The organism is Brevundimonas sp., assembly GCF_035999125.1.
GTDB lineage: Bacteria > Pseudomonadota > Alphaproteobacteria > Caulobacterales > Caulobacteraceae > Brevundimonas.
On the sequence record NZ_DASYGX010000013.1, the window covers coordinates 54,230 to 67,544 of the forward strand.

The 13,315-nt window shown below is 70.9% G+C and carries 11 protein-coding genes; 3 read left to right on the forward strand and 8 right to left on the reverse strand.

All coding sequences use genetic code 11. The features are described from left to right. Positions 1-3: 3 nt before the first annotated feature. From VGN45_RS11505 to VGN45_RS11530, 6 genes are all read right to left on the reverse strand, one after another. Positions 4-1,152: a patatin-like phospholipase family protein gene (locus tag VGN45_RS11505; RefSeq protein WP_327462554.1), complete on the reverse strand. Its 1,149-nt coding sequence runs from the start codon at positions 1,150-1,152 to the stop codon at positions 4-6. A 46-nt stretch (positions 1,153-1,198) separates the two neighbouring features. After that, positions 1,199-2,356: a glutamine-hydrolyzing carbamoyl-phosphate synthase small subunit gene (gene carA / locus VGN45_RS11510; protein ID WP_327462556.1), complete on the reverse strand. Its 1,158-nt coding sequence runs from the start codon at positions 2,354-2,356 to the stop codon at positions 1,199-1,201. A 44-nt stretch (positions 2,357-2,400) separates the two neighbouring features. Then, positions 2,401-3,711, reverse strand: a complete 1,311-nt coding sequence (locus VGN45_RS11515; RefSeq protein WP_327462558.1) for an amino acid permease — start codon at positions 3,709-3,711, stop codon at positions 2,401-2,403. Next, positions 3,708-4,703 (reverse strand): aromatic ring-hydroxylating dioxygenase subunit alpha, encoded by a 996-nt coding sequence (locus VGN45_RS11520; RefSeq protein ID WP_327462560.1) that lies wholly within the window; start codon positions 4,701-4,703, stop codon positions 3,708-3,710. The genes VGN45_RS11515 and VGN45_RS11520 overlap by 4 nt, the downstream gene beginning before the upstream one ends. A 194-nt stretch (positions 4,704-4,897) precedes the next feature. Further along, positions 4,898-5,287 carry a hypothetical protein gene (locus VGN45_RS11525; RefSeq protein WP_327462562.1) on the reverse strand — a complete coding sequence of 130 codons (390 nt, stop codon included), beginning with the start codon at positions 5,285-5,287 and terminating at the stop codon, positions 4,898-4,900. 495 nt (positions 5,288-5,782) lie between these two features. After that, complete coding sequence (locus VGN45_RS11530; RefSeq protein ID WP_327462564.1) at positions 5,783-6,469, reverse strand: SDR family NAD(P)-dependent oxidoreductase; 687 nt, start codon at positions 6,467-6,469, stop codon at positions 5,783-5,785. Positions 6,470-6,704: 235 nt separating this feature from the next. On the opposite strand from VGN45_RS11530, the gene VGN45_RS11535 reads away from it, so the two are divergent. The 3 genes from VGN45_RS11535 (at position 6,705) to carB (ending at position 11,155) form a co-directional block, all read left to right on the forward strand. Then, a complete protein-coding gene (locus VGN45_RS11535) occupies positions 6,705-7,409 on the forward strand; it encodes an HAD family hydrolase (RefSeq protein ID WP_327462566.1) in 705 nt (234 codons plus the stop codon). Between the two features lie 148 nt (positions 7,410-7,557). After that, complete coding sequence (locus tag VGN45_RS11540; protein ID WP_327462568.1) at positions 7,558-7,836, forward strand: ribonuclease E inhibitor RraB; 279 nt, start codon at positions 7,558-7,560, stop codon at positions 7,834-7,836. Between the two features lie 13 nt (positions 7,837-7,849). After that, a complete protein-coding gene (gene carB, locus VGN45_RS11545; protein ID WP_327462571.1) occupies positions 7,850-11,155 on the forward strand; it encodes a carbamoyl-phosphate synthase large subunit in 3,306 nt (1,101 codons plus the stop codon). Here carB and mnmH read toward each other — a convergent pair. Together mnmH and selD are read right to left on the reverse strand one after the other, a co-directional pair. After that, complete coding sequence (gene mnmH, locus VGN45_RS11550) at positions 11,140-12,201, reverse strand: tRNA 2-selenouridine(34) synthase MnmH (RefSeq protein ID WP_327462573.1); 1,062 nt, start codon at positions 12,199-12,201, stop codon at positions 11,140-11,142. The two genes, carB and mnmH, sit on opposite strands and share 16 nt — an antisense overlap. Then, a complete protein-coding gene (selD, locus tag VGN45_RS11555; protein WP_327462575.1) occupies positions 12,198-13,238 on the reverse strand; it encodes a selenide, water dikinase SelD in 1,041 nt (346 codons plus the stop codon). Before selD ends, mnmH begins: the two co-directional genes overlap by 4 nt. Between the last annotated feature and the right edge of the window lie 77 nt (positions 13,239-13,315).

Sequence of the window (13,315 nt, forward strand, 5' to 3'; positions counted from 1 at the left end):
GGTTCAGCGCCAGACCGAGCCGTCCAGAGCCCCGAGGCGGCCGACCTCATAGACCGCGCGCATCGACTCCGGGCGAAAATCCAGGGCGCCGGCGGTGCTGTCGTCCGGCAGGGCCGCCCAGCGGAAAACCAGGCCGTTGCGGTCGGCGAAGGCGCGGTTTCCGGCCAGGGTGCTGAGCAGCGAGGCGCGCAGCATGGTGTCCAGGCTGCGGCCCAGCACCGACCCCACGCTGTCGGTGGTCACCGCGAAGCTGGGGGACACCCGGCCGTTGACGATGACGTGCAGTCGCGCGCCCCGCAGCCCCCGCGTCGGATCCTGATAGGCCCACAGGCTCTCGGGCAGGCCGAGGAACGGCACCGTCACACCGCCGTCGACGTGCATCTCTTCGAAGACGCGCCCCCCGGCGGTGGCGCGGATGCGGACCGGCGGAAAGGCCCCGGGGATGCTGGCCGAGGCCTGCAGCACGGCGCGGAAGAGCTCCAGCGCCTCGGGTCCGCCCTGCAGCGCGATGGCGCCCATGTCCCAGCTGACGCCGCGCTGGGAGTCGAGATCGGTGGTGGCCACCAGAAGCACTCGGCCCTTACGCGCCTCGGCCGCCACCGCCTCCAGCATGGCCATGTCGACGTACCGAGCGATCAGGTCGCGAAGCGGCTCGGCCTGGTAGATGCCGGAACCGAAGAGGGCGCCGAGGCCCTGGGGCCGCAGCAGGGCGCTGGCGGCGCCGCCGACGTAGGCCTCGGTCAGTTCGTCGTCCCAGTCGGGGCCCAGGAAGATGAAGGGCGCGGCCAGGGCGCCGGTCGACACGCCTGTGACGACCTCGAAGTCCGGCCGCCGCCCCGACTCCGTCCAGCCGGCGATGACGCCCGCGGTGAAGGCGCCGTTCGCGCCGCCCCCCGATATGGCGAGCAGGTCGAACTCGCCGTCCGGCCCCACCTGCAGGCCTTCGCGGATGCGGGCCTGGAAGAAGGCGACGCGGCTTTCGTCGTCGACGTAGAACCGGATCGGCATTTCGGCCGGCGACGTCAGGCCCATGGGCGCCGCATCGCGCCGATCCTGAAGGTCGAACGCCTCGCGCCCGCCGCTCGCGCACGCGGCCGTGAGCAGCGCCAGCGCGCCGACGACCGCTCCCCACAAGACGCTGCCCTTCGACATGGGCGGATCATGACGCCGAATTGTGACGGCCGAAACGGCGGCGACGTCAGCCCTTCATCGCGTCGGCGAACCGTTGGAACAGATACAGGCTGTCCGTCGGGCCGGGCGAGGCCTCGGGGTGGTGCTGGACGCTGAACACCGGCCGATCCTTCAGGGCGATGCCGCAGTTGGTGCCGTCGAACAGGCTGACGTGGGTTTCCTGAACGTGGTCCGGCAGGCTGTCGCGGTCGACGGTGAAGCCATGGTTCATCGACACGATCTCGACCTTGCCGGTGGTCAGATCCTTCACCGGATGGTTCGCGCCGTGGTGGCCCTGATCCATCTTCACGGTCCTGGCGCCGAGCGCGATGGCCAGCATCTGGTGGCCCAGGCAGATGCCGAAGACGGGCTTGCCCGAGTCCACCAGCTTGCGGATTTCCGGAACGGCGTACTCGCCCGTCGCCGCCGGATCGCCCGGCCCGTTGGACAGGACCACGCCGTCGGGGTTCCGGGCCAGAATTTCCTCGGCGGTCGTCGTGGCGGGCACGACAGTGATCTTTGCCCCCGTCGAGGCCAGGGCGCGCAGGATGTTGCGCTTCACCCCGTAGTCGACGACGACCACCGAGCGGTCGCCGGCCTGCACGCGAGGGTGCCCCTCCGGCCAGTCCCACAGGCCCTCGTCCCACTCGAAGGCCTGCAGCGTCGAAGCCGGCTTGGCCAGATCCAGGCCGACCAGGCCGGTCCATTCACGAGCGCGGGTCACCAGCGCCGGAATGTCGAAGTCGCCGGTGGAGCTGTGGGCGATCACCGCGTGCTGGGCGCCGGCGTCGCGGATGCGGGCGGTCAGGGCGCGGGTGTCGATCCCCGACAGACCGACCACGCCACGCCGCTTCATCCACGCGTCCAGAGAGCCTTCGCTGCGCCAGTTGGCGGGGTCGGTGGGCAGGTCGCGGAACACCGCGCCGACGGCCGAGGTGTCGGAGCCGCCGCCCATCTGCTCCACGTCCTCCACGTTCACGCCGACGTTGCCGACGTGGGGGAAGGTGAAGGCCAGGATCTGGCTCATGTAGCTGGGGTCGGTCAGGATCTCCTGATAGCCGGTCATGGCGGTGTTGAAGACGACCTCGCCCAGGGCCTGTCCCTCGGCGCCGACGCCGATCCCCTGAAACACGGTTCCGTCGGCCAGGGCCAGCACGCCGGTCGCGCCGGGCAGGAGGTCGGTCATGGCGGGCAACTCCGAAGCGACGGGGCGGACAAACGGCGCGGGGGTTAGGCCCCCTCGCCCGCCGGGTCAACCGCTGGCTTGCCGCCTCTCAGCACCGTGAACCAAGCCAGCGTCGTCAGCGCCACCACCGCCAGGGTCGGCAGGATGTATCCCGCCGCAGCCGCGATCACCGCCGCGCCCGCGAACATCAGGCCGAAGGCGCCGAGCACGTGGCCTCCGGTCCCCGGCGACAGGCGGATCAGGGCGGCGGAGCAGACGCCGTAGATGGTCAGGGTCAGCACCGAGGTGACGCCGACCAGCATGCCGAACTGCTCGCCCAGCGTCGGCTGGCCCGACAGGATGGCGACGATGGTCATGATGGCCGCGCCGGTCAGCGGATTGACCAGCGGGGTCTTGTCGCCCTCGGCGAAGCCCTTGGGCAGGAAGCCGGCCTTGGCCGCCGCGCGGGCGGTCTCGCCGCCCATCATGACCCAGCCGCCGACCGTGCCGATGGTCTTGGCCACGGCGCAGACCGCCACGAACCCGGCCAGCGAGGCGCCGAAAACCCGGGCGGCCAGATCGGCGTAGGGGCTGGTGGACTGGGCCAGTTCGTTGAGGGGGATCACGCCGAACACCGAAACCGTCGCGCCGACGTAGACGACCGTGGCCAAAGCGACGCCGGCCAGCGACGCCCGACCCAGATTCTTGCCAGGATGGCGGATGCGCGACGACAGGGCCGCGGCGCTCTCGACGCCCAGATAGGCCCAGAAGATCAGCACCAGCGAGGCGGGCACCGTCTCCTTCAGCGGGTCGCCGGTCGGGTTCCATGAGGCGGCGAACAGTTGCGGGTCAAAGGCCGCGACGCCGGCGGCCACGGCGATCACGATCGGGATCAGGCCGACGATCAGGGCGCCCGCCGCCAGCCATGAGGCCGTGCGCGTCCCGGCGATGTACGCCAGCGTCGCCACCCAGATGATCGCCAGATTGCACAGGGTGGCCGCGACCGGATCCTTCAGCGCCGGCCAGAAGAAGGCGAGATAGCCCGTCGCCGCCACGGCGACCGCGACGTTGCCGACCAGACAGGCGGTCCAGAAGGCGATGGCCACCTGAAAGCCGAAGAAGCGGCCAAGCCCGGTCTGGGCGAAGCCGGCCAGGCCGTCGGCGTGCGGCTTCAGCCGGCCCAGCGCCCCGAACACCAGCGCCAGCACGCCCGCGCCGACGCCCGCAACCAGCCAGCCGATCAGGGAAGAGCTGCCGAAGTCGGCCAGCGTCACGGGCAGCAGGTACAGGCCCGAGCCGATCATGTTGCCGGCGACCACCAGGGCGGCCAGGCCCCAGCCCAGCTTGCGCCCGTGTTCCGAGACGACGTCGGTCATGCGTGGACCCCCCTGATCCGATCCTGAAACCATCCTAGGGCCGACTCATGGCGACTGGACAGCACCCCCGCGTCATAAGCTCCGGCCGACAGGTTCGCCTGCACCGCCGCGCAGATGGCGGCGTCCTGGGCCGTCAGCCGGTCGGAGGCGGCCAGGGTCTCGTCCGAGGGCGGACGGCCTTTCGGGCCAAGGTAGAGATAGTCCAGCCGCGTTCGGCCCGGCCCGACCGGCGTCATCCGCTCGATCATGGCGCCGTCGGCATAGACGTTGACCCCGAGGTTGGGCCACAGCCAGCCCCACACCCCCGCCTGGGTGGCGCCGGACGCGCCGACAGCCTGCTGGATCACGCATTCGCCCGCGACGCGGACCTGATACTTCGTCCCGGCCAGCTCCTCGGCCAGCTCCGGGTGGACGGCGTCGATGTGATAGCCTTCCAGATAGTTCTCGACGTAGGTCTTCCAGTCGCAGGCCAGATCGTGGTCGCGACGCAGGGCGGGCGGGGGCAGGTCCAGCCCGCGCTCGATCAGCAGGGCCTCGATCGGCGCGACGGCGTCGGCCAGCGGGCCGGGCGGCTCCAGCGCGGCGAAGACCAGGCCGCGCCAGGTCTCGACCGTCAGGGGCAGCAGGCCGAAGTCGCGGGGATCGAACCTCTCTTCCGCCCCGAAGCCGGTCGCGGACCGCAGCCGGCCGTCCAGGGCGTAGCGCCAGCCGTGGTAGGCGCAGACCAGCTCCTTGCTGCAGGCGCCCGAAGCGCCCGTCACCAGCGGCCCGGCGCGGTGGCGGCAGACGTTGTGGAAGGCGCGCACGACGCCGTCGGAGCCGCGCACCGCCAGAAGAGGCCAGCCCGCGACGTCGGCGGCGATCCAGTCGCCGGGAGCGGCCAGCTCGGCCTCGTGACCCAGGAACAGCCAGGCGCTCCGGAACACGCCGTCGCGTTCCCGCGCCCAAGCCTGGGGATCGCCGTAGAGAGAGGCCGGGAGGGTGCGCCGCATGAGGGGATGAAGGGGCTCCGTTCCAGAGACGTCAACAGCGGCCTTCCCCGCTCGCCGGGGAAGGTGGCTCGCGGAGCGAGACGGATGGGGTGGCTGTCGGACAAAACCGGACCGCCAGCCAGTCAGCGTGTCGAGGCAGCCACCCCATCCGAGCGACTTCGTCGCCCACCTTCCCCGGCGAGCGGGAAGGACGCCTAAACCCTTATGGGCTCGAGCCCGGCGAAGACGGCGTGGGTGGCGCCGGCGGTGCGGGCGTCGCGGCCGCGCTCTGGCCGCAGGTTCAAGAGCAGCACCTGGGCGCAGGCGTCGCGGCCGGCGGCGATCAGATCGGCCGCCTCCTGCCACTCGGCCGGGCCGTCGTGAGCGACCCCGGCGAAGTCGAGCGCCAGGCACTGGGCGTGCGCGCCGGTCAGGCGCCTCACCACCTGGGCGTCGGGCGCGACGTGCAGGACGACGCCCATCGCCGCCGTCTCGAAGTGGGCGATGGCGTCGGCGACGGCTTCGGGCGGCGCCTGCTCCAGCCCGCCCATGACCTCGACCAGCAGGGCTCCGGGCGCCCCGCCGTGCTGAAGCTCGGCGCACAACTAGGGCGAACCGGCCGCCGGACGAGGCGATGGTGCGCCAGAAGGCGGGGACCACGCCGCTGTCGCTGCGCTCCAGCCGCAGCAGGTCCAGCCCATGCTTGAGCGTCTGCAGGTCGATGCGCCGGAGGTCGGTCGCGTCCAGCGCGCCGCGGCCGCGCGCCAGGGCCGCCTCTCCGCCCGCATGGCGGACGCAGCGCCGGATGCGCCGGCTGACGGGCACGCCGGTCTTCAGGTCGAAGACGGGCTGGGCCGCCAGCGTGATCGACAGCTCGCGTCGCGCCCGACTGACCAGGGAGAAGGTCAGGCTCTCATAGGCGGCGGCATAGGCGGCGTGCGCCGGCGGGATGTCGGCCCGGATGCGCTCCGGGCGGTCGAGGTCCGTCATGACCGCCCTCCTCTGGCCGGCCGAGTGGGATCCCCCCGCCGTTCACCGTGAACCGGAACCGTGACCGGATCGCTGAGAAAGCCGGTGAATCGCGCGTTCACCGTGATGGATCATTCGGGGATGCGTGCGCCGTCCCAGGCGAAGACGCCGCCGGACTGCGCGGGCGTCAGACCGTCCAGCACGGCCAGCAGACGCTCGGCGGAGAAGTCGGGGGCGAACAGTTTGTCCGGGGCCACGCCCCTGCGGAACGGGGCGCTGAGCGGCGTCTCGACCGTGCCGGGATGCAGCCCCGCCACGACCGCCTGAGGATGGCTGCGGCCCAGTTCGACGGCGAGGGTGCGCAGGATCATGTTCAGCGCCGCCTTGGACGCCCGATAGGCGTGCCACCCGCCCAGCCGGTTGTCGCCGATCGAGCCGACCCGCGCCGACAGGGCCGCGAAGACGGCGCGCCGGTCGCGCGGCAGCAGGGGCAGGAAATGTTTGGCCACGAGCGCGGGTCCGACGGCGTTGATCCGATGGTCGCGCAGCAGGTGCTCGGCCGACAGCGCTTTGTAGGTTCGTTCGGGCTCATGACCGGCATGCAGGACGCCGGTCGCCACGAAGACGAGCGTGGGCGGCGGGCCTTTGGCGATCGAGGCGGCCGCTGCGGCGATCGACGCTTCGTCCTCCAGATCGAGCCCTGTTTCGGTCCGCGACAGGGCGTGGACCGCGACGAAGCGGCCCGACGCGCGCAGGCGCTCGGTCATGGCGGCGCCGATCCCGCCGGAGGCTCCGATGACGACCGCCGAATCCTCCAACTTCCGTCATCCTCGGGCTTGACCCGAGGACCGGACGCAGGGCGCGACCGGTGTCCGACGGGAGGTCTCGAGCGTGTGGATCGTCTGGTCCTCGGGTCAAGCCCGAGGATGACGGGTGCGCGGAAGGAGCGCGGACCTCCAGGTCCGCGACTTGATCGCCGACGCGGACCTGGAGGTCCGCGCTCCTTGAATTCGCGACATTGACGCGTGGAGACGCGGCGCGGAGAAGCCCCGAATGGCGACGATCACGACCATCGGCCTCGATGCCGACGACACCCTCTGGCACAACGAGACGATCTTCCGTCTGACGCAGGCGCGGTTCCTCGACCTGCTGGCGCCGCACGGCGAGCGGGCGGACGTGGAGGCGCGTCTGGCCGAGGTGGAAGGGCGCAACCTTCGGCTCTACGGTTACGGCATCAAGGGCTTCACCCTGTCGATGATCGAAACCGCCATGGAGCTGTGCGACGGCGAGGCGCCGGCGTCGGTGGTGCGCGAGATCCTGGCGGCGGGGCGCGAGATGATCGCCCATCCGGTCGAGACCCTGCCCGGCGTGGACGAGGCGCTGGGGCGGCTGGCGGAGACCCACCGGCTGATCCTGATCACCAAGGGCGACCTGCTGGATCAGGAGCGCAAGCTGGCGGCGTCCGGCCTCGGCGAGTTGTTCAGCGCGGTGGAGATCGTGTCCGAGAAGGACCGGCGCACCTATGAGCGGGTCTTCGCCCGGCACGGCACGGGCGCGGACGAGGCGCTGATGGCCGGAAACAGCATGAAGTCGGACGTCCTCCCGGCGGTGCAGGCCGGCGCCTGGGGCGTGCACATCCCCTATCACGTCACCTGGGCGCACGAGCTGGCCGAGGCTCCGGAGGGGCATCCCCGCTACGTCTCGCTGGCGTCGATCTCGGAGCTGCCGGACTGGATCGCGACGATCGCGGATCAATAGGGTTGCGGGGTCGCCTCCTCGGCCTTAGACGGGCCGCTTAACCGACAACCCGAACCGCCCCGGCCGCAGACGCCCTGCGCCGCCGGCGCCCGCGCGCGAGGCCACGACCCTGTCCGACCCGTCCGTCAGCCATGACGAAAGAGACGCCATGGTGCGCGCCGCCCTGGCCGAGCACGGCGATTCCGGCGTGACGCCGCGGCACACCCTGTTCTTCTTCCACGGCGACGACGAGGTGCTGGGCGAGCTGAACGAGGTCGCCCGCCGCGCCGGCTACGTCACCAGCGGCGACGCCGAGTCGCTGGTGCTGGAGACGACCATGGCGGTGGACGCGGAGTCGTTCGCGCCGGTGTCTTCGATGATGCAATCCTGGGCCGCGGCCTTCCAGCTGGACTACGACGGCTGGGAGTGCGCGGTCGTGACGAACTGAGGAGAGGCTTCAGATGCCCAAACGCACGGACATCCAATCCATCCTCATCATCGGCGCCGGGCCGATCGTGATCGGTCAGGCCTGCGAGTTCGACTATTCGGGCGTGCAGGCGTGCAAGGCGCTGAAGGCCGAGGGGTACCGGGTCATCCTGGTCAACTCGAACCCCGCCACCATCATGACCGACCCGGAGGTGGCCGACGCCACCTACATCGAGCCGATCACGCCGGAGTTCGTCGAGAAGATCATCGAGAAGGAGCGCCCCGACGCCCTGCTGCCCACCATGGGCGGCCAGACGGCGCTGAACACGGCGCTGGCGCTGGAGAGCAACGGCGCCCTGGCCCGCTGGGGCGTGGAGATGATCGGGGCGCGCGCCGAGGTCATCGACAAGGCCGAGGACCGTCAGAAATTCCGCGACGCCATGGACAAGCTGGGGCTGGAAAGCCCCCGCAGTCGCGCCATCCACCACGTCGACGAGGCGGACGACGCCCTGGCCTTCGTCGGCCTGCCGGCCATCATCCGGCCGTCCTTCACACTGGCCGGCACGGGCGGGGGCATCGCCTATAACGTCGAGGAATACCGCGAGATCGTGGAGCGCGGTCTGGACCTGTCGCCGACGACCGAGGTGCTGGTCGAGGAGAGCGTCCTGGGCTGGAAGGAGTTCGAGATGGAGGTCGTCCGCGACAAGGCGGACAACTGCATCATCGTCTGCTCCATCGAGAACGTGGATCCGATGGGGGTGCACACCGGCGACAGCATCACGGTCGCCCCCGCCCTGACGCTGACGGACAAGGAATATCAGCGGATGCGCACGGGCTCGATCAACGTCCTGCGCGAGATCGGCGTCGAGACCGGCGGGTCGAACGTGCAGTGGGCGATCAATCCGGCCGACGGCCGCATGGTCGTGATCGAGATGAACCCGCGGGTGTCGCGCTCGTCGGCGCTGGCCTCCAAGGCCACCGGCTTCCCCATCGCCAAGGTCGCGGCGCGACTGGCCGTCGGCTACACGCTCGACGAACTGACCAACGACATCACCAAGGTCACGCCGGCGTCGTTCGAGCCCAGCATCGACTACGTCGTCACCAAGATCCCGCGCTTCGCCTTCGAGAAATATCCGGGGTCCGAGCCCTATCTGACCACGTCGATGAAGTCGGTGGGCGAGGTCATGGCCATCGGCCGGACCTTCCAGGAGAGCATGCAGAAGGCCCTGCGCGGACTGGAGACCGGCCTGTCCGGTTTCGACGAGATCGAGATCGAAGGAACGGCCACGGCCGAGGACGATGCGGGCGCCAAGGCGGCCGTCGTGCGCGCACTCGGCCAGCCGACGCCGGACCGCATCCGCGTGATCGCCCAGGCCTTCCGCCACGGCCTGACGGTCGAGGAGGTCGAAGCGGCCTGTTCGTACGAGCCCTGGTTCCTGCGCCAGATCGCCGACGTGGTGCGCTGCGAGGGCCATCTGCGGGTGACCGGCCTGCCGGTCTCGGCCGCCGAATTCCGCAGGCTGAAGGCCATGGGCTTCTCGGACGCGCGTCTGGCCAGGCTGACCGGCACGGCCGAGGCCGACGTCCGGAAAGCGCGGCGCGCGCTGGACGTGCGGCCGGTGTTCAAGCGCATCGACACCTGCGCGGCCGAGTTCGCCAGCGCCACGGCCTATATGTATTCGACCTATGAGACGGGCGCCCTGGGCCAGATCCCGCAGTGCGAGGCCCAGCCGTCGGACCGCAAGAAGGCGATCATCCTGGGCGGCGGGCCGAACCGCATCGGTCAGGGAATCGAGTTCGACTATTGCTGCTGCCACGCGGCCTTCGCCTTCGCCGACGTCGGCGTCGAAAGCATCATGGTCAACTGCAATCCGGAGACGGTCTCGACCGACTACGACACCTCCGACCGCCTGTATTTCGAGCCGCTGACGGCAGAGGACGTGCTGGAGCTGATCGACGTCGAGCGGTCGAAGGGCGAGCTGATCGGCGTGGTGGTGCAGTTCGGAGGGCAGACGCCGCTGAAGCTGGCGCACGCGCTGCAGGCCGACGGCGTGCCGATCCTGGGCACCAGCGTGGACTCCATCGACCTGGCCGAGGACCGAGAGCGGTTCCAGAAGATGCTGCACGACATCGGCCTGAGGCAGCCGCCGAACGGGCTGGCGCGCTCGGCCGAGGAGGCGGCGCAGAAGGCGGAGGAGGTCGGCTATCCGGTCGTCCTGCGTCCCAGCTACGTGCTGGGCGGGCGCGGCATGATGATCGTGCACGACCGCGAGCAGCTGGACCGCTACGTCCACGAGGCGATGCGGGTGTCCGGCGACGATCCGGTGCTGATCGACCACTATCTGAATCGCGCCATCGAGGTGGACGTCGACGCCCTGTGCGACGATGACACCGTGTTCGTGGCGGGCGTGCTGGAGCACATCGAGGAGGCGGGCGTGCACTCCGGCGACAGCGCTTGTTCCATGCCGCCGCATTCCCTGTCGGGCGAGGTCGTGGCCGAGCTGATGCGCCAGACCGAGGCCATGGCGCGGGCGCTGAAGGTGCGCGGGCTGATGAACGTCCAGTTCGCCATCGAGGAGGCGCACTCGGATCAGCCGCGCATCTTCGTGCTGGAGGTCAATCCGCGCGCCAGCCGCACCGTGCCCTTCGTCGCCAAGACCATGGGCGCGCCCGTCGCCGCCATCGCCGCCAAGGTCATGGCCGGCGTGCCGCTGGCCTCGTTCGGCCTAGCGCCGAAATGCTTCGACCACATCGCGGTCAAGGAGGCGGTCTTCCCCTTCGCCCGCTTCGCCGGGGTCGACACGGTGCTCGGGCCCGAGATGCGCTCCACCGGCGAGGTCATGGGCCTGGACTGGCGCCGGCCTGGCGAGGAGTGGCTGCACGAGGCCTTCGCCCGCGCCTTCGCCAAGGCCCAGATCGGCGGCGGCACCACACTGCCGACCGAGGGCTGCGCCTTCGTGTCGGTCAAGGACGACGACAAGCCCTTCGTGCGCGAGGCGGTGGCACTGTTGCTGAAGCAGGGCTTCTCGGTCATCGCCACCGGCGGCACCCACGCCTGGCTGACGGCCGAGGGGCTGCAGGTCGGCTACGTCAAGAAGGTGCTGGAGGGGCGTCCGAACGTGGTCGACGCCATGAAGAACGGCGAGGTCCAGCTGGTCATCAACACCACCGAGGGCAAGCAGTCGCTGGCCGACAGCTTCTCGATCCGGCGGACCGCGCTGATGGGCAAGATCCCCTACTTCACCACCGTCACCGGCGCCCTGGCCGCGGCCCAGGCCATCGAGGCCGTCCGCGCCGGCGACATGGACGTGCGGCCGGTGCAGGATTACGCGGCGGTCTGAGCCTCGATCAGGGGCGCGAGGCTCATGGCGGCCTCCACCAGGCTGAGCCCGGTGAGGTCGGCGAGGTCGAGCCGGCTCAGCGCCGCGCGACCTCGCACTGACCGCGACCGCGCATAGGCCGGGTCGTAGTGCTCGCGGATCAGGGCTTCGGCGAGGTCGCGGACGCGGCCGGCGGCGGCGAGCGCGCGCCACTCGGCGATCAGCGCCTTGGACAGGTGGCGCGGCAGACGGGACAGGGCGGCGTCGAGGGCGGCGGGGTCCGAGGCGATGTCGGCATAGGTCGCGCGGGTGAAGTCGGCGCGGGCGGCGACGGGGGCGGTGACCTCGACGACCGGTGAGACCTGCATGGCGGACCACAGCGCCTTGGGCAGAACGATGCGGCCGATCTTGCTGGACTCGGCCTCAACCACGACTGGGCGGGCGGGGTCCAGGGCCTCGACGGCGGCGAACAGGCGGCTCTCGAACAGCTTCTGGCCCGGCTGGCCGCCGGGCATTGCCCCGAACAGGCTGCCGCGATGGTTGGCCAGGCCCTCGAGGTCCAGCGTCTGCACGTCGCGCGCGGCCAGCTCGCCCAGGAGGGCCGTCTTGCCGCAGCCGGTGGGGCCGTCCAGCAGGATCAGCTTCAGGCCCAGCTCGCCTCCATGCAGCCGGTTCACCACGGCACGCCGCCACGTCCGGTACCCGCTCTTCAGAAGGGTCACGGGCCAGCCGACCTGGTCCATGACGGTCGCCATGGCGTGCGAGCGCTGCCCGCCGCGCCAGCAGTGGACCAGCGGGCGGAAGCCGCCGCCACGATCGGCGAGGGCCTCCTCCAGATGAGCCGCGATGTTGCGGGCAACCAGCGCGGCGCCCCGGCGGCGGGCGAGGAATTTGGAGCCCTGCACGTACTCCGTGCCCACCTCGGCGCGCTGGGCGTCGTCGAGCACCGGCAGGTTGATCGCGCCGGGAAGGTGGTCCTCGGCGAACTCCGCCGGGCTGCGCACGTCGATGACGACGTCGTATTTCGACAGCGCCGGGAGCGAGACGTCGGCCGTGGTGCGGATCACGCGACGCGGACCCCGGCGAGGCCCTCGGCGACGCGGCCGACGACGGCGGCGCGGTCGAACCCGTCCGCGCAGGCGAGGTCCAGCAGGGCCGTCGCCTGGTCCTCGGCCACCGAGATCAGCAGACCGCCCGACGTCTGGGGATCTGTCAGCAGATCGCGGCGGGGGCCCTCCTCAAGCCCCTGCACCTCATGCCCATAGGCCGCCCAGTTGCGCCCCGACGCGCCGGTGCGGACTCCGTCCCTCAAGAGCGCGTCGACGCCCGGCAGGGTCGGCGGGACAGCGTCGAGCGCGATGGAAACGCCGGCGCCCCGTGCCATCTCCAACGCATGGCCGAGCAGGCCGAAGCCGGTCACGTCGGTGACGGCGTGCACGCCGGGGAGACCCGCCAGCCTGGCCCCCAGCGTGTTCAGCCGCGTCGTGGAATCGATGAGGGCGGCGTAGCCGGCGTCGTCCAGCCGACCCTGTTTGAAGGCGGCCGACAGCACGCCGACGCCCAAAGGCTTGGTCAGGATCAGGACGTCGCCCGGCCGCGCGCCCTTGTTGGTCAGCACCCTGTCCGGATGCACCAGGCCGAGCGCGACCAGGCCGTAGATCGGCTCCACGCCGTCTATCGAGTGGCCGCCCGCGACCGGAATGCCCGCCGCCGCGCACACCGACGCCCCTCCTGCCAGAATGCGGCCGATGGTGTCGGGCGACAGCACGTCGATCGGCATGCCCACCAGCGCCAAGGCCAGGATCGGGGTCCCCCCCATGGCGTAGACGTCTGACAGGGCGTTGGTCGCGGCGATGCGGCCGAAGTCGAAGGGATCGTCGACCACCGGCATGAAGAAGTCCGTCGTGGCCACCAGCGCCTGCTGGTCGTTGAGCCGCCAGACCGCCGCGTCGTCGCTGGTCTCGTTCCCGACCATCAGGTTCGCGAAGGGCGCGGCCTGGGGCATGGCCTTCAGCATCTCGGCCAGGACGCCGGGCGCGATCTTGCAGCCGCAGCCGCCGCCGTGGGCCAGGGAGGTCAGCCGGGGTTCGGTCGCGTCGTTCATGACGCCGGTTTGGGCGAAACCGAGGGTGAACTCAACGCGGCAGGCTGGACACGTCGACCACGACCGACCAGCTTCGA